Here is a 20,887-nt window from a genome sequence, read left to right as displayed (position 1 = left end):
TCAGGTCTTGCCACCCTTGAGGGGTTTGGCGGCAGCCATGCAGCGGGCGCGGGCGTCGGCGGCCAACGCGCTGCATTTCTCGGCGGCCGCCTTGTCATCGGCCCCACGGTGCTCATCGACCGGGGCGGCGGTCATGTGCGGGTCCGGCTTCAGGGCGGCCTGGCCTTTGCTGCGCATGGCCTGGGCCTGCCGGGTGCAGGCGCGCTTGGCATCGCCGGTCTTGTCGTTGCACTGCGTGCGGGCAACGTCGTAGGCGGTATCCAGCTTGACGGCAGCCAGGTAGTCCTGTGACTTGCGGGTGCCGGTGCTGGCCACCACGAGTTCAGCGCGGGTCACCCTTTCCTTGGCGAGGGCCTGTTCGCGGCAGACGTCGCGCGGGTTGCCGACTCGCTGATCGCAGGCCGTCCTGGCGGCGGCGAGGTCGGCGGTGGCGCGTGCGAAGCCGGCATGGAGGTCGGCAAGGCCGATCAGTTCGGCGTGGACAGGGGCGGCGCAGAACGCGGTGAGCATGCCGGCCGCGACAAGCCGGCCAATACCGCGCGCGCGCGGTGGCGGGCCGTTCATCAAAGAGATCTTCATGGCGGGTCCTTGGAGTGACCAGCTTGACGGCTTTGCGCCGCCGCGTCGGTTCGATAGCGCACTGAACGCTTTCAAGGGGCGCTTGCGGACCGTGCACCGCTACGTGCGGCAGCGCACCGACGCCCGCAAATCGCGCACGCAGCATGGCGCCGCCGTCGGCCCCGCGAACCGAGAGCTCGGGAACCTTGCCCGGTCTGCCCGGGCCGGTTTGCGCTGGTCGGCGGCGCCACCTTGCCGGAGTCGCCATGTATGCCGTCCAGTCGCGCGCCAACAGCGTGGATCCCCTGCTGCTCGCCTGCGCACAGGTGGAGACTTTCATCGGCCCGCGCGTGTTGACGGCTGCCAGCGGTTTCTTCTTCCAGCGTGGCCCCCATCTGTTCCTGATCACCAGCCGGCATGTGTTGCTGGATATCGGCTCGGACCACCGCCCGCAGCGTGTCGAGTTCTGCCTGCATGCGGCCGGCATCGATCTGACGCATCAGCACCGCATCTCGTTGCCGCTGTATGACGATGGCATACCGCAATGGCGCCAGGCCAGCGACAGCGGGGGCGACGTCGACGTCGCGGCATTGGAGATTCCGGGCATGGCCATGCCTCGCGGCGCGCAGTTCTGCGCCTTCGGCACCCGCCACATCCAGGTGCAGATGCACGCGGTGCGCCTGGGCCAGGCGCTGCTGGTGGCGGGTTTTCCACTGGGCTTCCATGACACGCTGCACCACCTGCCGGTCGTGCGCAGCGCCGTCGTGGCCTCGGCCTTCGGCGTGCGTTTCCAGGGCCAGGGCTGCTTCGTCACCGACGCGCCTTTGCATCGTGGCAGCAGCGGCGCGCCGGTGGTGCGCCACGACCCCGAGGGTGACCCCAGCCTGCCTTGGCAGCTCCTGGGCGTGCACGCGTCGCGCATGGACATGAAGACGCGCGACGCCACCGCGGATGCTTCCCTGGGGCTCAATCTGGCCTGGTATGCCGACGTGCTGCTGGCGCTGACGCAGTGACAGGCCGTTTCCGGGGGGGGGGGGGCTATGTGCGCTAGCGAACACACGGACGGCCGCGCCCTGGCTAGAGTCACAATTTGTCCGTGACCAGCACAAGGGATAGATGCCTGCACCGTTAGACGCTCTTTCACCCCGCAGCAACCGCCTGCTGGCGGCCCTGCCCGACGAGGAATGGGCACGGTGGTCGGGCCAGCTCGAGTGCGTGCCGCTGGAACTCGGCCAGGTGCTGTACGAGTCCGGCCGGCCGCAAAGCCATGTGTATTTCCCCACCACGGCCATCGTGTCGCTGCTCTATGTGCTGGAGGACGGTGGCTCGGCCGAGATCGCCGTGGTGGGCTACGAAGGCGTCGTCGGCGTGTCGCTCTTCATGGGCGGCGAGACCACGCCCAGCCGGGCCGTCGTGCAGAGCGCGGGGGGCTGCTACCGGCTCAGTGCCGCGACCATCAAGACCGAGTTCAACCGCTATGGCGTGGGCATGCACCTGTTGCTGCGCTACACCCAGGCGCTGCTGACGCAGATGGCGCAGACGGCCGTCTGCAACCGCCACCATCTGCTGGAGCAGCAGCTGTGCCGTTGGCTGCTGCTGAGCCTGGACCGCATCGCCGGCGATGAGCTGGTGATGACGCAGGAGCTGATTGCCAACATGCTGGGCGTGCGTCGGGAAGGCGTCACCGAGGCGGCGCTGAAGCTGCAAAAGCTCGGTCTGATCGACTACGCCCGTGGCCGCATCACGGTGATCGACCGCCTGGGCCTCGAAAAGCGCAGCTGCGAGTGCTACGGCGTCGTCAAGGATGAATACGACCGGCTGCTGAACCGACCGCTGCCACCTCATTAGGCAGCGTGCGTTGGCGCACAGCGCCGCGGGCGGGTCGCGCCCAGACTGGCACATGGCCATCAACCAGTTGCTTGCCCACCTGCCCGCCGCCGAGCAGACACGCCTGCTGAAGCAGAGCATCCAGGTGCCTTTGCGCAGCGGCCAGCGGCTTGCCGTCCAGGACATGCCCGCGCGGACGCTGCTGTTTCCGCTGCACGGCTGCATATCGCTGCTCACGCCGCTGGATGCCCATCCTTTGCTGCAGGTGGGCATGGTGGGCAGCGAGGGTGTGCTGGGTGCCCAGCTGTTGCTGGGCGTGGCCGCCAGCCCGGTGACCGTGCTGGTGCAGCAGGAGGGGCAGGCGTGGGCCATGCCCGCCTCGGTCTTGCGCCAGGAGCTGCCCGCCAGCCCGGGGTTGCGCCGGCTGCTGATGCGCTATCTGCATGTGCAGTTGCGGCAATCGGCCACCGCGTCGGCCTGCCTGCACTTCCATGCACTGCAGGCGCGGCTGGCGCGTTGGCTGCTGATGGGGCAGGACCGTTGCCTGGGCGACGGCTTTGCGGTCACGCAGGAAGCCATGGCCCATCTGCTGGGCGTGCGCCGCGTCGGCGTCACCGTGGCGGCAGGCTGCCTGCAGGCGGCGGGGTTGATTCGCTATCACCGGGGCTGGATCACGGTCAGCGATCGCGCCGGCCTGGAAGGCGCGGCCTGCATCTGCTATTTGCAGGACCGCAGGAGCTACCGCCTGGGCATGAAGTTCTCGCCGGACGCCACCCTGGGTGGCGTGGCGCACTGACGGCGGCGCGGACCTCGGGGTTCAGCCTGAAGCAGGCATCAGCACCGTATCGATCACGTGGATGAGGCCGTTGGACGCCTCCAGATCGCGCTCGACGATGCGGGCTTCGTTCACCCTCAAGCCTTGGGCCGTGTTCATGGCGAGCTCGTCGCCCTGCAGCGACTTCAGCGAAGCGGGCGCGTCGCCGGCGGCGGCCGCCTTCACGCGGCGGGGTACCAGGTGCAGCCTCAGGATGGCGGTCAGCCTGGCCTTGCCTTCGGGCTTGTACAGGTCGATCAGCACTTCCTTGGCCAGCTTGCCAAACGCGAAGTCGTTGGGTGCGAACAAGGTATGCGGGCCCGATGCATTGAATGGGCTGGTCAGGCCGGTGGCCTTGATGGCGGCGATCAAGTGCTTGAAGTGGCCGGTCCTGTGCAGCGTGTCCATCAGGTTCTCCAGCGGCGCGGTCGGGGGAGGTGGCGCGGGGCTGGCGGCGGTGAAGCTCGGCATGACCGAGGCGGTGGCGGTGGTGTTGGCGGAGGTCATGACAGCTTTCGCAGAAGATTCCTGGCCGAGGCTGCACGCGAAACCCATCGCGGTCTGTGCGGTGGCTGCGTTCGCCAACGCACAGACGGTGCCCCTGGGGCCGGCGAGCCTGCACGACCCCTCACTCAACGAAACCGGCCACCCGCATGCTCTGGCTGCTCGCTGCTTTGCTTCTTGTGGCGGCCCTGGCGGCCGTGATCACCCTGCTGGGTGCGCGAGGCCATCGACTGTGGTGCTCACGGTCCAGCGCGTTGACGGCCCGGCTCGGCGCCGAACCCGGGCCGGCCGGCGTGACGCATTTCGATCCTGCCGAACTGAACGACCTGCCGGCGCCCGTGCAGCGCTATCTGCGCGCTGCACTGACCGCCGGCCAGCCCATGGTGAGCGGCGTGCACCTGACGCAGAGCGGCTTCCTCAGCCTGTCGCCCGCGAGCGGGCGCTCCCAGCCCTTCACGGCGGAGCAGCATGTGGCGACCCGCGGGCCGGGCTTTCTGTGGAATGCCCGCGTGGGCGTGTTCGCGGGGCTGAGCGTGCGCCTGCACGACGGCTATCTGGCCGGCGCGGGCCTGTTGCATGCGGTGCTGCTGGGTTTCATCGACATGGCCCGCCAACAAGGTGAGGGCGAGCTGGCGCGCGCGGAGCTGATGCGTTTCCTGGCCGAGGCGCCCTGGTACCCCACGGCGCTGCTGCCCAGCCAGGGCGTGCAATGGGTCGCGGTGGACGCGCGGCGTGCCGATGCCACGCTGACGGATGGCGCGGTGTCGGTGACGCTGCGCTTCAGCTTCGGCGACGCGGGCCTGGTGGAGGCCGTGCGCTCCGAGGCGCGCGGCCGCAGGGTGGGCCGGGCCATGGTGATGACACGCTGGGAGGGACGCTGGAAGGACTGGGCGATACGGGACGGCATGCGCGTTCCGCTCGCCGGCGAGTGGGCCTGGTTGCTGCTGGACGGGCGCCGGACCTATTGGCACGGCCGCCTGAGCAAGCTGCGCTACCGCTTCAGCGGCTGACGGCGTTCAGCGTCCGCCCTTCTGGCCTCGGCGACCGGATGACTTGTGGCGCTCCGGCGTGGGAGCCGATACCTTGGGCCCTTCCGGCTTGATGTCCAGCACGGGCGGGTGGCCGGCGGGTTCGGCGGGTTTGCTCTTGGACTTCATCGACTTCTTCATGGGAGCTCCTGGCTCAACGTCCGGCCGTCGAAGGATTTCTGGCCGCGACGGGCTCGACCTTAGAGCGACATGGGACTTTTGACGGTGCGCCAGCGCACGCCTGCGTCGGGTGCGAGGTGGGCTGCCGCACAGACGCGAGCGGTGCCGGCGCGCAGCCTCAGCCTCATCATTCACCGCGGAGCCTTGCATGAACGCCAACGCACCCCGCCAACCTGCCTTGCCCATGCTTTGTGACGCGGAGCTCGCCTACCTGGCGCAGAGTGCCCTGACCTGGAACCGTGAGCTGCTCCCTTGCGGCGTCAGGGCCAGCGCCACGGCCGGCTGGCTGACCCTGTCGGGCGAAGTGCTGTGGAACTACCAACGCCAGGATGCCGCCGAGTGCGTGCGTTATCTGCCCGGATTGGCCGGCGTCAGCAACGACATCACGCTGCGCCCTGCCCACCGCCCTGCAACTGCGGGCTTCAAAGGCGCTCCTTGAAATCGTGAAAGGCGTGGATGAAGGCATCGCGCGTTCGGTCCATGTCGGACACCCACTGGTGCCACGAGGCCTCGCTGGACGTCTGCAAGGCCTCCCACTTCATCCGCGCATCATGTGAATGCACGCGCAGCTTGGCCAACTCGGCGGCGTAGCGTTCGCGCGCGTCCTGCCTGGCGTGGGTCACCTTGGTTTCGAAGGAGCTGAGCTGATCGTTCAGCCCATCGAGTTCGAGCTTGATGTTCTCGACATAGGTTTCTCGTGCGGTCATGGTCATGCCTTTCGATGGCGCTGAAGGCTCAGGCCCAATAGCCCGGGCGTTGATAGTTCGCATGCAGCAGGACTTCGTAGTCGCGATGGATGGTGGCGACATCCTGGTAGACCGGGCTGCGCTTGACCTGCTCCCGCGTCAGCGACACGTGGATGCGCTGGCGGGCCCAGTCGATGCGGTCCACCCAGGGCAGCGCGATCAGCACCTTGCGTCCGCCGGGCCACCAGCTCTGGGTGTCCACGACCAGGTAGCGGATCTGCCAGCTCTCGTCGTCGAACACGAAGTCCTGCACCTGGCCGATGCCGTGGTCGGTGGCCTGGACCTCGTAGCTGCACACCTGCTCGGTGCTGCGCAACTGCATGTCTGCCGGGTAGTTGCCAACCATCTGCTGATCGGCATCGAGCCGCGGCGCGACCGATGGATAAGGCATGGCGCCGAGCGCCCACAGGCCACCGCCGTCCCAGTAGGCCGGGTAGTGGTAGTGGCGCTCGAACGCCTGCTCCTGCTGGCGTGAGACCGGGCGTTCGATGTCCAGCGGCGGGCTGCTGCGTATGAGCCGGCGCGTCAGTGCGACGTTGATCACGCCGTCGTGCCCCACCGGTTGCTTGACGGAGTAGGGCGAGATCAGCACATCGCGTTCGGCCAGCCAGCTGCCCGCATCCACGACGAGATAGCGGATGACCCAGTGGCGGTCGTCGAACAGCGCGTCGTCGATGGGGCCGATATCGCCGTCCACGGCCTTCACATGGGCCGCGGTGACGTGGCTGACGCTGTAGAACATGCGGGCTCCTGGGTGCGGCTCCCATGCTGGCAAGGTATTGCGCGCCCGTCCGTGCGGCTGCGCACGTGGCCGTCGCTCTCAAGCGAAMTTCACGCCGGCCTGGCTTTTGAGCCCAGAATGGAGCCCTGATTTCGTTGGACAAGGATGCGCCGATGCAAGCCGTCGAGCATTTGGCACTGAGCGCATATCTGAAGCGGCGGCGTGGCGTCATCCTGCAGGCATGGCGCGTCGCCGTGACGGCGGACCCGGCGCTCACCACCGGGGCCGCACTGCCCCGCGCCCAGTTGCATGACCACATTCCCGCGCTGCTGGTCGACTTCGAGCGCAGGCTCGCCGGCGGTGGGATGGCGGCGGCCGATGATGAGGAACGCCAGCAGGGGGACGCGGCAGCCCATGGCCTGCATCGCTGGCAGCAGGGATTCGACCTGGCCGAGGTGACCCGCGAACTCGGTCGGCTGAACGAATGCGTTGTCGTGGAGTTGGAAGCGTACGCGGTCGACAACCCCGCCCTCAGTCCGGCCGTCATGGCTGAAGCGCGCCGGATCTGGGCCCAGCAATGCGGCGATGCCATCAGCGCCAGCGTGTCGCAGTATTTCCAGCTGCAGCAGATCGAGGCGACCAGCCACATCCGTGATCTTGAGCAGGCGCTGCAATCCGTGCGCGAGCTGGAGCAGGAGCGCGCACGGCTGTGGCAGCAGGCGGCGCATGACCTGCGCGGCAACCTCGGCGTCGTCGCCACGGCGACCGCGGGGCTGGCCTCGCCCAAGGCCTCCGAGCTGACGCGTAGCAGCTTCCTGCGCCTGCTGGATCGCAATGTCGGCTCGTTGAGCCATCTGCTCAATGACGTGACCAGCCTGGCCCGACTGCAGGGCGGGCTGGAGCACCGCCATCTGGAGGCTGTCGATGCCGTCGCCTTGCTCGGCACCTTGTGCGAGGACCTGCAAGCGCATGCGCAGGAGCGCGGCCTGTACCTGCGCTTCGAGGGCCCGACGGCACTGCCCGTCGAGGGCGACGTGGTCAAGATCCGGCGCATTGCCCAGAACCTGGTCATCAATGCCATCAAGTACACCCACACGGGCGGCATCACCGTCCGTTGTGACGACGGCGTCTCCAGCGATCGGGAGCGCTGGTTCTTCGAGGTGAGGGACACCGGCCCGGGCTTCCATGCCGGCCCGGGCTCCCAACTGGCCGGCGCCCTCGAGGAAGCCACCGATCAATCCAGGCAGGTCGCGAGCGACCATGCCACCGGCGCGATCACCCACGTCAATGTCGACCTGGCCGAGGCCCAGGCGTCGCCCGCGGACAGGCGCCCGGTGCGCCAGCAGGTCGGCGAGGGCATCGGGCTGTCCATCGTCAAGCGCCTGTGCGACCTGCTCGACGCGACCACCGAGCTCGAGTCCGACATCGGCGTGGGCACGGCCTTCCGCATCCTGCTGCCGCGCAGCTATGGCGCCGGCCCGTGACACCGCCCGCCGGCCTCATTTGCCCGATGGCTGCCCCTTGGTGAAAGGCGGGATGCCCTCGATGGCATGGTGAGCGGCCTCGGTGGCATAGGTGAGCGCTTCGGTGGGCGTCGCCCAGGCGTTGTCCGTGGTGGGGCGGTAGCTGTCGTCGCGGCCGCTGCCACCTCCCATGCCCTCCTCGAGGAGGGTGAAGCGACCCTCGAACAGGTCATTGCGGGCAATGGCTTCGGCCCTGAAGCGCACGCCCAGGTGAACGTCGGTCAGGGCACTCGCGATGGGCGAGGCACCTTCAGGCCGGGCCGTCTGGCCGACGTGAGACAAAGGGTTGTTCATCGCTGATCCCTTGATGTTTGCCGGCGGGCTGCGGCGCACAGAAGCGGCAAGGCACGTGCCGGTCCTGCGCCGCAATGGTGTCAAGCCGTGTCAAAGGGCCGGCGGATCGGTCTCGCGCTCAGGGTGGCGATGGCGGGCCAGGCCGCGCAGCAGCGCCTCGGCGCCCGTCGGCGCGTCGGGTGTGACGCTGATGCCGGGGTCCGTGCCGCCACCGGGCAGTTCGTCCGGCACGCCGGCGAGGTCGAGCAGGTCGGCGCCGGTGCCCAGCGCCACGATGGTCTTGCCGTGGCGGTATTGATCGCGGATGCATTCCATCGTGTGGCCGTCGCCGGCCAGCGCAACCACGGCAGCGGCGCCGTCCGGCAGCACCAGCGCGTCGAACAGGAAGCCGGGTTCGTTCTCCAGCGAGGCATCCGCCTGCAGCGCCACGCCGTCCTCGGTGGCGACGGGCCCGATGCGCGGCGCGACGAAGCGCGGCACGGCACCGGCCTCGAACAGCAGGGCATGCAGGTCCAAGGCGCTCTGGCCCACGCAGCCGTCGGCCACGAGCACGGCCACCTTGCGCCCCTTGACTGACCCGTCACCCGGGCGCGCCATCAGCGACAACGCCGGCGACACGGTGATCTCCGGCTTGACCGGCTGCTGCAGCGCTCGCGGCATGGCCTCCGGCAGCGGTGACATGTTCAAGCCCTCGGCCACCTTGGCGGCCAGCGCCTCCGACGCATTGCGCAGCATGGACACGACGCGCTGGCGGATGGCCGGCACCGTGAGCTTGCTCAGTTCGAAGCGGAAGGCCGCGGCGATGTGGGCCTGCTCGGCCGCGGTCTGGCTGTCGAAGAACAGCGCGGCCTGGTTGAAATGCTCGGCGAAGAGCTCGGGCTTGGCCCTCACCTTGCCTTGCTCGTCCTGGACCTGCAGCCTTGTCGCGACCGACGTGAAGCCCTGGGCCGCACCGGCCTGGAAGGGGCAGCCGCCGCCCAGCGAGTTGGGCTCGTAGGCGACGCGGCCACGGTGAATGGCCTGGCGGTGCATGCCGTCGCGCTGGTTGTTGTGCACCGGCGCGAGGGGCGAGTTGATCGGGATCTCGTGGAAGTTGGGCCCGCCCAGGCGTGTGATCTGCGTGTCCACATAGGAGTGGATGCGGCCGGCCAGCAGCGGGTCGTTGGAGAAGTCCAGCCCCGGGATGATGTTGGCGGTGCAGAAGGCGACCTGCTCGGTCTCGGCGAAGAAGTTGTCGGGGTTGCGGTTCAGCACCATGCGGCCGACGGGCTGGATGGGGATGAGTTCCTCGGGGATCAGCTTGGTGGCGTCCAGGATGTCGAAGCTGAAATCGTTGGCCTGCTCTTCGGTGAACACCTGCAGGCCCAGCTCCCACTCGGGGAAGGCGCCGCCCTCGATGCGCTCCCACAGGTCGCGGCGGTGGTAGTCGGGATCGGCGCCGGAGATCTTCACGGCCTCGTCCCAGCACAGCGAATGGGTGCCGAACCTGGGGTTCCAGTGGAACTTGACGAACACCGAGACACCTTCGGCATTGACCATCCGGTAGGTGTGCACGCCAAAGCCCTGCATGGTCGCGTAGCTGCGCGGGATGGCCCGGTCGCTCATCACCCACATCAGCATGTGGGTGGACTCGGGCATCAGCGAGACGAAGTCCCAGAAGGTGTCGTGGGCGCTGCCGGCCTGCGGCATGCCGTGGTGGGGCTCGGGCTTGACGGCATGCACGAGGTCGGGGAACTTCATCGCATCCTGGATGAAGAACACCGGCATGTTGTTGCCGACCAGGTCCCAGTTCCCTTCGTCGGTGTAGAACTTGACGGCAAAACCGCGCACGTCGCGTGCCGTGTCCTTGGAGCCGCGCTCGCCGGCCACGGTGGAGAAGCGCACGAACACCGGCGTGACCTTGCCGGCTTCCTGGAAAGGCGCCGCCTTGGTCAACTGGGGGATGGCGTCGTAGGCCTCGAAGAAACCATGCGCCGCCGAGCCGCGCGCATGCACGATGCGCTCAGGCGTGCGCTCGTGGTCGAAGTGGGTGATCTTCTCGCGCAGGATGAAGTCTTCCAGCAGCGTGGGGCCGCGGGTGCCGGACTTCAGCGAGTTCTGGTTGTCGGCGATGGGCACGCCCTGGTTGGTCGTCAGCCGCTGGCCGCCGCTGTCCACGCGCACGCGGTCCAGCGGAGCCGCCGTGGGGTTGACGCCGTCCTGTGCCGCGCCGCCGGCCTTGCCTGTCGCCGTCGCTTCCGTCAGCGTGCTGCCCGTGGGGAGGCGCGATGGCGGCGGGACGGTGGCGCCGACAGGGGCTTGCGGCTGCTCACCATGCTCCGCAGCCTTGTTGGCGTTGAAGGGCATGGCGGCGGCCATGTCGCCGGTCTCGGCGGTCTTGCGGGAGGCCTGGTCGGTGGGCTGGCCCGGGTGGGCGGCTGCGCTGTCGGTATTGCGGGCGGCGGCTGCCGCCGAGGTCTTGCGAGAGGTGGGCATGGGGGCTTCCAGGGATCGAGGTGGGCGCGACGCCGGCACCTGGCAAACAGCGCGCCATGCCGGGCGGAGGCCTCGGGAAGGCCCGTCTTGATGCCGTCCTCGACGGCAATCAGGTGGGGCTCTTGGAGTCGGCGCCGATGGCGGTGTTCGGTTGCGTGTCGATCGCGTCCTCGTCGTCCTGGTCGGGTGCCACTCAGGCGGCAAGGTCCGCGCCCAGGCGCGCGTCGCGGTGCGTCAGGCCGGTGTGCCGGGCGTAGGGGGCGCTGGCAGTGCAGGGCGCCGGCCTGGCCACCCAGACGAGGGGCGGTAAACGCAGCCGATTCCCAGGGTCCGCGGTCCGCTTTTACCGATATTCGGCAAGCGCTCAGCTGTGGCCCGGTCCCGGGCCGCGTGTCGAGAAGAAGCTGTAGCCGCCGCCGCCGGCATGTTTGCTGCGGTACATCGCCTGGTCCGCGCAGTCGACCAGCGCCTCGATGCCCTCGGCATCGTCGGGGTAGACGCTGATGCCGATGCTGGCCGATACCCGCACCCGCACGCCGCCCACCTGCGTCAGCTGCGCCAATGAGTCCATCAGTTTCTGCGCCACCAGCCCGGCGTCGTGGACGTCGGTGATCTCCGGCAACAGCACGATGAACTCATCGCCGCCCAGGCGGCACACGGTGTCGATCTGGCGCACGCAGCCGACCAGACACAGGCTGACCGCGCGCAGCACGGCGTCACCGATCTGGTGGCCCAGCGCGTCGTTGATCTGCTTGAACCCGTCGAGATCCATGAACAGCAGGGCGAGCCTGCCCTCATGGCGCCTGGCATGGGTCAGGCCCTGAGAGAAGCGATCGATCAGCAACAGTCGATTGGGCAGCCGCGTCAGCGAATCGAGCTCGCTGGATCGCGTCAGCTCGGCCACCAGCAAGGCCGTGGAGTCGGCCATGTCGCGCGAGCGCACGGCGTCCATCACCAGTTGCTCGTTGGCCTCCAGCAACTGGTGCATGGTGTGGCTGCCCAGCTGCTCCCGGGCCTCGACCAGGTCGGCGCGGACGCGACCCAGTTCCGCCTTCGCCTCGACGGTCTGCACCCGCAGCGCGGCAAGCTCCGCCTGCAGTGCGTTCGGGTCCGGTGCGTCGGGAACCGTGGCCATGCCGCGCCCCTGAAATATTGCCCTGCCGGGATGGCAGCGCGTTGCTAGGCCTCGCCGGCGGCGACGCCGCGGGGCCGGGTCGCCGGGCGACCGCCCAGCAGACCCTCCTGTCCAGCAAGCATCGTGCCGATCTCGATGCCCCTGTCGCCGATGCTGTATTCGCGCAGCTGATCCGAATGTCTGCTGTCGCGCACTTTCACGACCGCCAGCACGCGGCGCAGCCGGCTTTCGACCTCGATGTAGCGCTGCACGATGATGGCGTCGGTCATGAAGGCCGTGCCGTAGGGGCTGAAGCGCAGATCGGTGTAGCGGTCCTCCAGCTCCGACGTCATCAGCACGGTGACGCCCAGACCGGCCAACGACGTGACCAGGCGCAGCAAGGACTCGCGGAAATCCTCCTTGAACGACGGCCCCAGCGCCAGTTCGAACCCTGACAGCGAGTCGATGACGACGCGACTGGCGCCCCGCTGGCGGATCTCCGTGGCAAGCATCTGCATGACCTCCTCGATGGAGATGTCGGCCGCGTGGCTCTCGACGAGGCCGATGCGGCCATCCGCGATGTACTGCGCCAGCGCCTTGTTGTGCACGCGATGGGGGCGCCGCTCGAAGGCAGCGATGACGCCGGTCTCGCCGTTGCGCACGCCGGCGTCCAGGAAGGCCGCCGCCAGGATGCTCTTGCCCGACCCGGACGGGCCCGCCAGCAGCAGCGAGTAGCCGCGCGGCAGGCCGCCATCCATCATCTCGTCCAGACCAGGCACGCCCATGGACGCGCGTGGCGCGGTGCTGGCGCCCGTCGTCGTCGGCGGCGGAGCCGATGCCGGCACGAAGACGTGCACGCCGTCGCCGCTGATGCGAAACGAGTGCAGGCCCGGCAGCGAAGGCTGGCCGCGCATCTTCATGATCTCCATCTTGCGCACCATCGCGTTGCGCTGCACGCTCTGACGCATCCAGATCAGCCCATCCGCCACCGTGAACACCGGGTTGGAGTCGGTGTCGGTGAAGTACTCGCCGATCAGGAAGGTGGTGGCCTGCCAGCTCGTCATCAGCATGCCAAGCTGCTGCATGAAGCGCTGCAAGTGGTTGTGCGCGTGGCCGCCCGCATCGGTGGCCAGCACGACGGAGCGGAAGGAATCGACGAAGACGAGTGCCGGCTCGTGCGCGGCGACTTCCTCGGTGATGCGCGCCAGCACCTGGTCCAGGTCACCGGCCATCGCCTCCTCGCAGAGGTTGACGAAGCGCACGCTGCGGTTGATGGCCGCAGGGTCGAAGAAGCTGAACTGCTGCTGGTAGCGCAGCATCTTCAGCGGCGGCTCGCCCAGCACGGTGAAGTACAGCGCCGGGCGCGCCTCGGTGGCCAGCGCGAACATGATCTGGTGCGCCAGCGTCGTCTTGCCGCAGCCGGGTTGGCCGGCAATGAGATTGAACGAGAACTCCGGCAAGCCACCGCCGAGCAGGTCGTCCAGCCCGGGCACTCCCGTTGACAGGCTGTTGATCGTCACTTTGGGAGTCATGGCTTGGGATCCTGCGCCGGGGCAGCGCTCGAAGGGGTCGACCAGACGGCCTGTAGAAGCCGTTCGGTCAGCGGAGCGCCGATCAAGGTCGTCAGCAGCTCGTGGAAGTTCATGAACAGGGCACTGCAAGCCTCCATGGCGACCGCCGGTTGCTGTGCAGCGAAGAGGGTGGTCAGTTCGACCAACCCGGTCGTGGCGTCGATGCCGCCTGACTTGAGCGGTGCAAGGCAGGGGTGGTGTGTGGCCGTCAGGTGTAGCGTGCGCCTGAACAGCGCGGCGACACCACGCTGCCCGAGCACGGGTTGCAGGGCGAACTGGATGTCCGTCCACGTCGCGCCGATCGCGTCGGCAATCTGCAGGGAGCCGGCACCCTCTGCCACGCGTTGGGCCAGAGGAGCCGTAAACCGGCTGCTCTCTCGGCTGTCCATGGGCGGAGGGTTTGGAGCTGATGTGCGGCGCAGTGTAGGCCTCCGCGGCAATCGACGCGCGGGGTTGCCTCGGCTGAATCTCCGCAGGCCCAGGGTCGAATTCTTGTATCGAGCTCTACATCAATGCATTCTTCGCGACATGAATCAATCAAGTGCGCCCTGTTCACCGCCCGGTGAACCGGACCATGAGAGTGCCGGAGCCCATCGTTGTCGCCGTCGCCATCGCGGGGCTGGTGCTCTGTCCGCTTGCCCACCTCTGACGCCTCAGGAGCTTGCATGCCAGGCCAGCCCACCATCGCCTTGCTCTACCCGGGCGACCGCGCCGCGCGTGACCGCAGCGACCCGGCGCAGAGCCGCTTCGCGGCCCTCTTCGATGCCTTCAAGGCCGCCGGCCTGCCCGCCGAGCCGGCCGTCTATCACGACGACTTCGCCGATGAAGTGGCCGCGCAGCTGCGGCGCGTGCAGGCCGTGCTCGTCTGGTGCAACCCCATCGAGGGCGGCCGGCGGCGCGACCGCCTGGACAGGCTGCTGCGCGAGGTGGCTGCGGCCGGCGTGCTCGTCAGCACCCACCCCGACACCCTCCTCAGGCTGGGCACCAAGGACGTGCTCGTTGAGACGAGGGATCTGCCCTTCGGCAGCGATGCGGTGCGTGTGGACAGCCTGGCGCAGCTGGCGGTGGCGCTGCCGCAGCGGCTGCGGCACGGCGCGCGGGTGCTGAAGCAGTACCGGGGCCAGAGCGGCAACGGCGTGTGGCGCGTGGAGTCGGTGCAGGCTTCGCCGCTGATGACGGTGCGCCATGCCCAGCGCGGCGCGCAGGAAGAGACCCTGGACATGGACGGGCTGCTGCAGCGCCTGGCGCCGTATTTCGAGCCCGAGGCCGGCGGCCACATGGTGGACCAGGCCTGGCAGCCGCGCCTGGTGGACGGCATGGTGCGCGCCTACCTCGTCGGCGACCGCGTGGCGGGCTTCGGCCACCAGCACATCAATGCCCTGTACCCGGCCACCGACGGCGCGCCGCCGCCCGCCACCACCACGCGCCTCTACCACCCGGCGGACCTGCCGCAGTTCCAGGCGCTGCGCGAGCGCCTGGAGGGCGGCTGGGTGGAGCTGCTGCGCGAGCGCGTGGGCCTCACGCGAGAACAGCTGCCGCTGCTGTGGGACTGCGACTTCCTGTTCGGCGAGCAGCCGGGCAGCCACGTGCTGTGCGAGATCAACGCCAGCAGCGTGTCGCCGTTTCCACCTTCGGCGATCGAGCCGCTGGTGGCGGCGGTGAAGCGGCGGCTGTCCTAGCGCTCAATGGTCGTGGCCGTGGTGCGCGTCCGGCACGTGCGCATGGCTGTGGCGCATGGGCCGGTGCCGATGCGGGTGGCTGTGTGCGCCCTCGGGCAGGGTGTCGTGGTGATGGTCGTGGTGGCCATCGTCATGTCGATGGGCGTGCTCGTGATCCAGGGCCTCGTGCTCGTGTTCATGTTCGTGCAATTCGGCGAGATGCAGGGCGACGCCCGCGAGCATCAACCCGCCGGCCAGCGCCATGCCCCAGCCGGCCGAACGATCGCCCAGCGCGAAGGCCAGTGCGGCGCCGATGAAGGGGGCGAAGGCGAAGACCGAGCCCGTGCGCGCCGCGCCAAACTCGCGCTGGGCCAGCAGATAGAAGCGCAGGCTCAGGCCGTAGCCGGCGGCGCCCACGGCCAGCAAGCCCAGGACGACACCGGCCGAGGGCAGCGGCTCGCCTGAAGCGAAGGCGAGTGCCGTCGTTGCCGTGGCGCCCAGCGTGGCCTTGGCCAGCACCACCTGGGCGGGGTCGCGCTCGGCCAGCGCGCGCGACAAGGTGTTGTCCATGCCCCAGGCCGCTGTGGCTGCCAGCACCGCCAGCAGTCCGAGCCATGGGCCACCCGATGCCGGCCCCTGGTCCAGCACGAGCAATACGCCACCGGCGAGCAGCAGTCCCATGCCGGCCTGCACGCGCCTGTCCAGGGTCTCGCCGTACAGGCGCCAGGCCAGCACGGCAGTGAAGAGGGCTTCCAGCGTCAGCATCAGGGAGGCCCCGGTGCCGCTGGTGCGCTGCAGGCCCCAGGCCAGGGCCACGGGCCCCAGCAAGGCGCCGAAGAAGGCGACAGCCAGCAGGCGGGGCAGGTCCGAACGCAGCAGCCGGGCTTCCTTCTCCACCCGCTGGCGCAGCAGCGCGCCGATGACGGCGGCCCCTGCATAGAGCAAGGCCGCTGTCGTGAACGGTCCCAGGCCCATGCCCAGCCGCTGCACCAAGGGCGTGCTGATGCCAAACAGCGCCGCGGCCAGCAGGGCCAGCAGGCCACCGCGCAGTGCGGGCAGGCCGTGCAAGTGGGGGTGGGTCATGCCGGAAATGGAGTCGAGTTCGGAGGGCAGACGATACGGGGGGCGCAGCCCCTCCGCACATGCACTTACATGTCCGGCGGCCGATCTTGTCGAGATCGCTCCCGCTCCCTCGTCGCCCATGAGGCGGCGTTGTTGCCGTCCCCCGATGGAGAGACACCATGAACTATGTCGACGGATATCTGGTCCCTGTGCCCGTGGCCAAGCGCGAGACCTATCGCCAGCTGGCGCTGGAGATGGCCGCGCTGTTCAAGCAGCACGGCGCCCTGCAGGTGGTCGAGTGCTGGGGCGATGACGTGCCGGAAGGCAAGCTCACCTCCTTCCCACTGGCCGTGCAGCGCAAGGCCGATGAGGCCGTCGTCTTCTCGTGGGTGGTCTGGCCTTCCAAGCAGGCGCGCAACGCGGGCATGAAGAAGGTCATGGAGGACCCGAGCATGAAGAAGGGGCCGGAAGGCATGCCGTTCGACGGACAGCGGATGATCTTCGGCGGCTTCGAGGTGATCGTGGAGGCCTGATCGCCGACTTGCTAGGCCTGCCGGGCAATCGCCTCGTGCAGGCGCTGATGCGCCGCGCCCTCCCAGGCGACGGGCAACTGGTTCTTCGCCTGCAGGTAGTGATGCGTGAAGACGCCCAGATACGCGTCCAGCGTCTTCTCCGCGCGCTCGTCGCCCGCCAGGCTCAGGCAGCGCGCGGCCACTTCGCTGGTGCAGAAATGGTCGTCGCAGCGTGAGCGGCGCAGCCGGTATTGCGAGGCCCCGGTGGGCGCCAGGTTGAGCACCGGCATGTGGTTCAGGTAGGGGCTGCGGCTGAACATCTTGCGCGCCTCGGACCAGGTGCCGTCCAGCAGGATGAAGAGGGGCCGCCTGGTGATGCCGCCCTGGCCAGGCGCCTGCGGCCTGAGGGCCTGCACCACGCGCTCCGGCGCGGCGTACTGGCCCGGGAAGACGACGTAGCAGTCCCAGGCCGGATCGCTCAGCAGCGCGAGGAGGGTGGGATCGGGCTCGGTTCGCGACCAGCCGAAAGCGAAGGTGTCGGCGACCACATCGGCGATCAGCCAACCGGTGTTGGTCGGCTTCAGCGGCTCGATGTCGGCCATCAGCAGGCACACCGCGGCGCGCGTGGCCACCGACGTGCGCAAGGCGCACATGCAGTGCGTCGGCACCAGCCGGCAGCCTTCGCAGCGCTCCCGCTTGAAGCCACCGCGAGCCGAGAAGGGCTTGGTGGCACTCGCCAGGCGCGCGGCGCGCAGAAGAGACACGGCATGAGACATGCCCCGATTGTCCGGGCAGGCAAGCGGGGCTCGATGGCGCTCAATTCACGAGCAATCCCAACCCAGCCGCACCGCGCCGCAATGCCGGCACACGAATTTGTAGAAGGCGCTGTCGCCTGCGGGCTCGTAGTTGGCCGTCGCGCGGACCCAGTCCTTCTCGCCCAGCCCGTAGCGTTGACACCAGTCCGCCTTCGTGGCCGCGCTCGCGTCCTCCACGTCCTCCTCGGAGGCATCACCGTGGAACTCGCAGGCGTCGTCGCAATGCGCCAGCCACTCCTCCTGCTGCCAGCAGGAGTAGCCCGGCGTCCTCAGGCTCACCTCGTCGACGATCTCTTGCGACACACCGGCCTTCGCGAGGGGCTGCGGGTCCGAGAAGTTCGCCGCAAACTTGCTCGCCGCCGAACCGTCGGCGATGCACCAGGGGCAGAGCTTCTCGTCCAGGTCGGTGGTGGCATACACCGGCTGCACGTAGACGAAGCTGCGCTGCTGGCCGCAACAGACGCATTCGACCTTGCGCTTTTCGATGGCGCCGGTCGCGAGGGGATCGGGGTGGTAGCGGAAGAGGGGCAGGTCCATGCCGCGACGCTACCAGAGCGAGGGTGTGCGCAGAACCGCGCTAGTCGACGATGAACTCACCGGTGCCGGCGCGATAGCTCCCATGGAAGACCTGATGGCCGGCGCCGCGCTGCCGGGCGTCGGCCTGCGCCTCGGCGGCATGGGCATGGAAGCTGACGAAGTCGCCGGGCGGTTCCAGCTTCACCCTCAGCACCATCCAGCCCTGGGACCAGCCTTCGCTCAATGAGTGGGTTTGCGGCATTTCCATGTGCTCTCCTTGGCCGTCGTCGTGTCGAGTTTTTGCCGTATCCAGGTGCTTGTGTGTAGGACAGCGCGAGAGTCCGCGGCGGCTGGGAGGCAGCCCCACGGAGGACCGGGAATTCCGGCCCGGCCAGAATCCTGCCGAGGCCTTGGCGATGACCCGGGCATTGCGGAAGGAAGACGGATGGCCTGGATCGTTCTTGTCATTGCCGGCCTGCTCGAGGTCGGCTGGGCCATCGGCCTGAAATACACCGAGGGCTTCACGCGCCCCTGGCCCAGCGTGGCGACGGCGGCCTGCATGATCGCCAGCCTGTGGCTGCTCGGCATCGCGATGAAGTCGCTGCCGGTGGGCACGGCCTATGGCGTCTGGGTCGGCGTCGGCGCGGTCGGCACCGTCGTGCTGGGCATCTTCCTGCTCGGTGAGCCGGCCAACCCGGCGCGGTTGTTCAGCGTCGCTCTCATCGTGGCCGGTATCGTCGGGCTGAAGCTGTCCTCACCGAGCTGAGACCGCCGTGGAGCTCGCCGTGCATGCGCTGACGCCCGAGCGCTGGCCCGATCTGGAGGCCGTCTTCGAGGCGCGCGGCTGCTCGGTGGCGCGCGGATGCTGGTGCATGTACTACCGCGTCAGCGGCAAGGGTGCCTACACGCGGCCCAGCGATGCGCAGCGCCAACGGGCCCATGACACGCTGCAGGGGCTCGCGGCCCACGACCCACCGCCCGGCCTGATCGGCTACCACGGCGACACGCCGGTGGGCTGGCTGTCGCTCGGCCCGCGCGAGGCCTACGCCAAGCTGCGCAACTCGCCGGCCATGAAGGCGGTGGACGACGAGCCGGTCTGGTCCATCGTCTGCCTCGTCGTGCCGTCGGAGCACCGCAAGCAGGGCGTCGCCCGGGCGCTGCTGCGGGGCGCGGTGGACTACGCCCGTTCACGCGGCGTGAAGCTGGTGGAGGCCTACCCGGTCGACAAGGCGCAGGACGGCGCACCGGACGCGCCCTGGTTCGGCTCGCTGGCCATGTTCGATGAACTGGGCTTCGAGGAGGTCGCAAGGCGCAAGCCGGCGCGGCCCATCGTGAGGCTGAGGCTAGCGCGCTAGGTTCTCGATGGCCGCCAGGTGGCCGAGGTCGCCGCGTGCCTTTTCCCGCGCTTCGGCCAGGCGTGCCGTCAGCCAGCCGACGGCGAACCAGGCGGCGGGGTCGCTGGCCACCAGGGCCTGATAGCGGTCGCGGGCGACGACGAGGTCGTTGATCTCACCCAATGCCTGCTGGGCCGCGGCCAGGGCCTGCAGATGCCGGGCCGCCTGCCTGCGCGGCAGCAGCGGCGCGAAGAATTCGAGCGCATAGCGCTGTCGCTTGGCGTGCTTGCGCAGCGCATGCAGCGCGGTGGGTTCGAGTTCGTCGAAGCGGTGGCAGCCGTCCACCAGGCCTTTGTGCCAGCCGCGCAGCCGCTTGCGCGCCAGGCGCTTCAGAGCATCCAGCGGCTCCGTGAGGGGCTGAAGGCCGGCGCGCCAGGTGATCCAGGCCAGCAGCAGGTGCTGCGTGGCGTCGCTGCGGATCAATGCGGCGAGGTCGGGCGTGTTGCCGTCTGCGCGCAGGGCCAGCGGCGGTGCACCGGCCCGCTGGAGTTCGGCGACGACACCGCTGCCCAACACATCGCTGTCGCGCGCCTTGCCGAGTTCGGCGAACAGCGCGCGCAGGCCCTCCACCAACTCGGCCGGCGCCTCGGCCACCCAGCCGCGGAAGGCTCGCAGCGCGCTGCGCAGCCGGCGGATGCCGACGCGAGCCTGGTGCACATGCTCGGCGCGCAACTCGGGGTCGCCCTCAGCCAGGCCGATGGCGTTGCGGCTGATGTGAGCCAGGCATTCGTCAAACACGGCGCCGAAGGCATCCAGCGTGCTGGAAGCCTTGTCATAGCGGGGCGATTTGGCCTTGCGCAGCGGCGGATGGGGCGAGCCCTCTGCCAGCCGGTGGCCACGCTCCGCCTTGTTGCGCGGGTCGTAGACGAGGCCGAAGCGCTGTCGCCAACGCTCGACCAGCCCCAGCATCGCTACCACCGAGCCCGACACCAGCTCGAACTCGATCTCGCGCAGCGGCAGCGCTTGGGCGCCGGCCGTGAGCCGGCCCTCGTCCAGCGCGATGTCGACGACGGCGCCGCGCGTGCGCACGCGGCGCAGCAGGCGGCGTTGCTGGACCTGGAAGCGCAGGCCGACGTCCTGGCCCTGGGCATGGGCCTTCTCCAACAGCTCCGCCAGCTGCCGGCCGCGTGCGGTTTCGTCATGCGCCTGTGGGTCGAGATGGGCATCGGGACGCAGGACCTCATGCTCGAAGCGCTCCAGCGCCCCTGCCTGTGCGGCCTTCAATCCCTGTACCCAGCGGCGGCCTTCGCGGCGCATGCGCCAGGCCAGACCGGCGCGCGCCAGGCGCTGGTCGGGCGTGTCGAAATAGGCATCGATCAGCGCGACGCGTCGCGCGGTGCCGCGTCCCGTCAGCTCGGCCGCCAGCGCCACACGGGCCGCCGCCGGCACGAGGAACTTCAGTTCGATCTCGGCGTTATCAGCCATCGAGGCAGATGAAACCTGCGGGCCGAGCGCCGGGCCGCTCCCTGGCCGGCCCGCCCTGGCGATGTGCTTGCCGGTCGAGCCGGCAAGCATCGCCGTCCCCTCGGGGGCTGAGGCCGGACACGGCAAGTCCGGTGGACTTGTCGTGCCTGC

At 69.1% G+C, this 20,887-nt stretch carries 25 protein-coding genes; 10 read left to right on the top strand and 15 right to left on the bottom strand.

Features of this window, described 5'->3' with window-relative positions; genetic code table 11:
- The gene (locus tag AC1DW3_RS21980) at positions 1 to 579 is read right to left on the bottom strand and encodes a hypothetical protein (protein ID WP_477934872.1); all 579 of its coding nucleotides are present in this window, start codon (positions 577 to 579) and stop codon (positions 1 to 3) included.
- Between the two features lie 245 nt (positions 580 to 824).
- On the opposite strand from AC1DW3_RS21980, the gene AC1DW3_RS21975 reads away from it, so the two are divergent.
- From AC1DW3_RS21975 to AC1DW3_RS21965, 3 genes are all read left to right on the top strand, one after another.
- Entirely contained in the window at positions 825 to 1,571 is a 747-nt protein-coding gene (locus AC1DW3_RS21975; RefSeq protein ID WP_477934870.1) for a trypsin-like peptidase domain-containing protein, read from the top strand.
- A 103-nt stretch (positions 1,572 to 1,674) separates the two neighbouring features.
- Positions 1,675 to 2,406, top strand: a complete 732-nt coding sequence (locus AC1DW3_RS21970) for a Crp/Fnr family transcriptional regulator (RefSeq protein ID WP_477934868.1) — start codon at positions 1,675 to 1,677, stop codon at positions 2,404 to 2,406.
- A gap of 52 nt (positions 2,407 to 2,458) precedes the next feature.
- Entirely contained in the window at positions 2,459 to 3,181 is a 723-nt protein-coding gene (locus AC1DW3_RS21965; protein ID WP_477934867.1) for a Crp/Fnr family transcriptional regulator, read from the top strand.
- Between the two features lie 21 nt (positions 3,182 to 3,202).
- On the opposite strand, the gene AC1DW3_RS21960 is transcribed toward AC1DW3_RS21965, so the two are convergent.
- Entirely contained in the window at positions 3,203 to 3,706 is a 504-nt protein-coding gene (locus AC1DW3_RS21960) for a fasciclin domain-containing protein (protein ID WP_477934865.1), read from the bottom strand.
- Between the two features lie 146 nt (positions 3,707 to 3,852).
- Here AC1DW3_RS21960 and AC1DW3_RS21955 point away from each other — a divergent pair, with 146 nt between their 5' ends.
- Positions 3,853 to 4,713 carry a DUF6920 family protein gene (locus tag AC1DW3_RS21955; RefSeq protein ID WP_477934863.1) on the top strand — a complete coding sequence of 287 codons (861 nt, stop codon included), beginning with the start codon at positions 3,853 to 3,855 and terminating at the stop codon, positions 4,711 to 4,713.
- Positions 4,714 to 4,719: 6 nt separating this feature from the next.
- Here the strand turns inward: AC1DW3_RS21955 and AC1DW3_RS21950 are convergent, their stop codons facing one another.
- The gene (locus AC1DW3_RS21950; protein WP_477934861.1) at positions 4,720 to 4,872 is read right to left on the bottom strand and encodes a hypothetical protein; all 153 of its coding nucleotides are present in this window, start codon (positions 4,870 to 4,872) and stop codon (positions 4,720 to 4,722) included.
- 187 nt (positions 4,873 to 5,059) lie between these two features.
- On the opposite strand from AC1DW3_RS21950, the gene AC1DW3_RS21945 reads away from it, so the two are divergent.
- Complete coding sequence (locus tag AC1DW3_RS21945; protein ID WP_477934859.1) at positions 5,060 to 5,350, top strand: BON domain-containing protein; 291 nt, start codon at positions 5,060 to 5,062, stop codon at positions 5,348 to 5,350.
- Here AC1DW3_RS21945 and AC1DW3_RS21940 read toward each other — a convergent pair.
- Positions 5,334 to 5,618 carry a sll1863 family stress response protein gene (locus AC1DW3_RS21940; protein ID WP_477934857.1) on the bottom strand — a complete coding sequence of 95 codons (285 nt, stop codon included), beginning with the start codon at positions 5,616 to 5,618 and terminating at the stop codon, positions 5,334 to 5,336. The genes AC1DW3_RS21945 and AC1DW3_RS21940 overlap by 17 nt on opposite strands.
- 28 nt (positions 5,619 to 5,646) lie before the next feature.
- Entirely contained in the window at positions 5,647 to 6,399 is a 753-nt protein-coding gene (locus AC1DW3_RS21935) for a PRC-barrel domain-containing protein (RefSeq protein WP_477934855.1), read from the bottom strand.
- Positions 6,400 to 6,551: 152 nt separating this feature from the next.
- Between AC1DW3_RS21935 and AC1DW3_RS21930 the strand changes: the two genes are divergently transcribed.
- On the top strand, positions 6,552 to 7,862 hold the full coding sequence (locus tag AC1DW3_RS21930; RefSeq protein ID WP_477934853.1) for an ATP-binding protein: 1,311 nt from the start codon (positions 6,552 to 6,554) through the stop codon (positions 7,860 to 7,862).
- Positions 7,863 to 7,877: 15 nt separating this feature from the next.
- Here AC1DW3_RS21930 and AC1DW3_RS21925 read toward each other — a convergent pair whose 3' ends face one another.
- From AC1DW3_RS21925 to AC1DW3_RS21905, 5 genes are all read right to left on the bottom strand, one after another.
- A complete protein-coding gene (locus AC1DW3_RS21925) occupies positions 7,878 to 8,195 on the bottom strand; it encodes a hypothetical protein (protein ID WP_477934852.1) in 318 nt (105 codons plus the stop codon).
- Between the two features lie 90 nt (positions 8,196 to 8,285).
- Positions 8,286 to 10,670, bottom strand: a complete 2,385-nt coding sequence (locus tag AC1DW3_RS21920; protein WP_477934850.1) for a catalase — start codon at positions 10,668 to 10,670, stop codon at positions 8,286 to 8,288.
- A 364-nt stretch (positions 10,671 to 11,034) separates the two neighbouring features.
- Positions 11,035 to 11,805: a diguanylate cyclase domain-containing protein gene (locus AC1DW3_RS21915; protein WP_477934848.1), complete on the bottom strand. Its 771-nt coding sequence runs from the start codon at positions 11,803 to 11,805 to the stop codon at positions 11,035 to 11,037.
- A 44-nt stretch (positions 11,806 to 11,849) separates the two neighbouring features.
- Positions 11,850 to 13,316, bottom strand: a complete 1,467-nt coding sequence (locus AC1DW3_RS21910) for an ATPase domain-containing protein (RefSeq protein ID WP_477934846.1) — start codon at positions 13,314 to 13,316, stop codon at positions 11,850 to 11,852.
- Positions 13,313 to 13,744: a hypothetical protein gene (locus AC1DW3_RS21905; RefSeq protein WP_477934844.1), complete on the bottom strand. Its 432-nt coding sequence runs from the start codon at positions 13,742 to 13,744 to the stop codon at positions 13,313 to 13,315. Before AC1DW3_RS21905 ends, AC1DW3_RS21910 begins: the two co-directional genes overlap by 4 nt.
- A gap of 276 nt (positions 13,745 to 14,020) precedes the next feature.
- Between AC1DW3_RS21905 and AC1DW3_RS21900 the strand changes: the two genes are divergently transcribed.
- Positions 14,021 to 15,034, top strand: a complete 1,014-nt coding sequence (locus tag AC1DW3_RS21900) for a Cj0069 family protein (protein ID WP_477934842.1) — start codon at positions 14,021 to 14,023, stop codon at positions 15,032 to 15,034.
- A 3-nt stretch (positions 15,035 to 15,037) separates the two neighbouring features.
- Here AC1DW3_RS21900 and AC1DW3_RS21895 read toward each other — a convergent pair whose 3' ends face one another.
- Positions 15,038 to 16,096 (bottom strand): DMT family transporter, encoded by a 1,059-nt coding sequence (locus AC1DW3_RS21895; RefSeq protein ID WP_477934840.1) that lies wholly within the window; start codon positions 16,094 to 16,096, stop codon positions 15,038 to 15,040.
- 158 nt (positions 16,097 to 16,254) lie between these two features.
- Here AC1DW3_RS21895 and AC1DW3_RS21890 point away from each other — a divergent pair, with 158 nt between their 5' ends.
- The gene (locus tag AC1DW3_RS21890; RefSeq protein WP_477934838.1) at positions 16,255 to 16,608 is read left to right on the top strand and encodes a DUF1428 domain-containing protein; all 354 of its coding nucleotides are present in this window, start codon (positions 16,255 to 16,257) and stop codon (positions 16,606 to 16,608) included.
- A gap of 11 nt (positions 16,609 to 16,619) precedes the next feature.
- Here the strand turns inward: AC1DW3_RS21890 and AC1DW3_RS21885 are convergent, their stop codons facing one another.
- From AC1DW3_RS21885 to AC1DW3_RS21875, 3 genes are read right to left on the bottom strand one after another with little or no spacing between them, the layout of a single operon-like run.
- Positions 16,620 to 17,363, bottom strand: a complete 744-nt coding sequence (locus tag AC1DW3_RS21885) for a tRNA-uridine aminocarboxypropyltransferase (protein WP_477934836.1) — start codon at positions 17,361 to 17,363, stop codon at positions 16,620 to 16,622.
- A gap of 45 nt (positions 17,364 to 17,408) precedes the next feature.
- Positions 17,409 to 17,939 carry a CbrC family protein gene (locus AC1DW3_RS21880; protein ID WP_477934834.1) on the bottom strand — a complete coding sequence of 177 codons (531 nt, stop codon included), beginning with the start codon at positions 17,937 to 17,939 and terminating at the stop codon, positions 17,409 to 17,411.
- Between the two features lie 40 nt (positions 17,940 to 17,979).
- Positions 17,980 to 18,186 carry a hypothetical protein gene (locus AC1DW3_RS21875; protein WP_477934832.1) on the bottom strand — a complete coding sequence of 69 codons (207 nt, stop codon included), beginning with the start codon at positions 18,184 to 18,186 and terminating at the stop codon, positions 17,980 to 17,982.
- A 177-nt stretch (positions 18,187 to 18,363) separates the two neighbouring features.
- On the opposite strand from AC1DW3_RS21875, the gene sugE reads away from it, so the two are divergent.
- Positions 18,364 to 18,684 (top strand): quaternary ammonium compound efflux SMR transporter SugE, encoded by a 321-nt coding sequence (sugE, locus tag AC1DW3_RS21870; protein ID WP_477934830.1) that lies wholly within the window; start codon positions 18,364 to 18,366, stop codon positions 18,682 to 18,684.
- Between the two features lie 7 nt (positions 18,685 to 18,691).
- A complete protein-coding gene (locus tag AC1DW3_RS21865; RefSeq protein WP_477934828.1) occupies positions 18,692 to 19,273 on the top strand; it encodes a GNAT family N-acetyltransferase in 582 nt (193 codons plus the stop codon).
- On the opposite strand, the gene AC1DW3_RS21860 is transcribed toward AC1DW3_RS21865, so the two are convergent.
- Positions 19,262 to 20,737 (bottom strand): CYTH and CHAD domain-containing protein, encoded by a 1,476-nt coding sequence (locus AC1DW3_RS21860; protein WP_477934826.1) that lies wholly within the window; start codon positions 20,735 to 20,737, stop codon positions 19,262 to 19,264. The genes AC1DW3_RS21865 and AC1DW3_RS21860 overlap by 12 nt on opposite strands.
- Positions 20,738 to 20,887 lie beyond the last annotated feature (150 nt).

Source organism: Roseateles sp. P2_H4 (assembly GCF_056403315.1).
The sequence above is the reverse complement of the archived record's forward strand: the minus strand, read 5'-3'. Positions and strand labels throughout refer to the sequence as shown.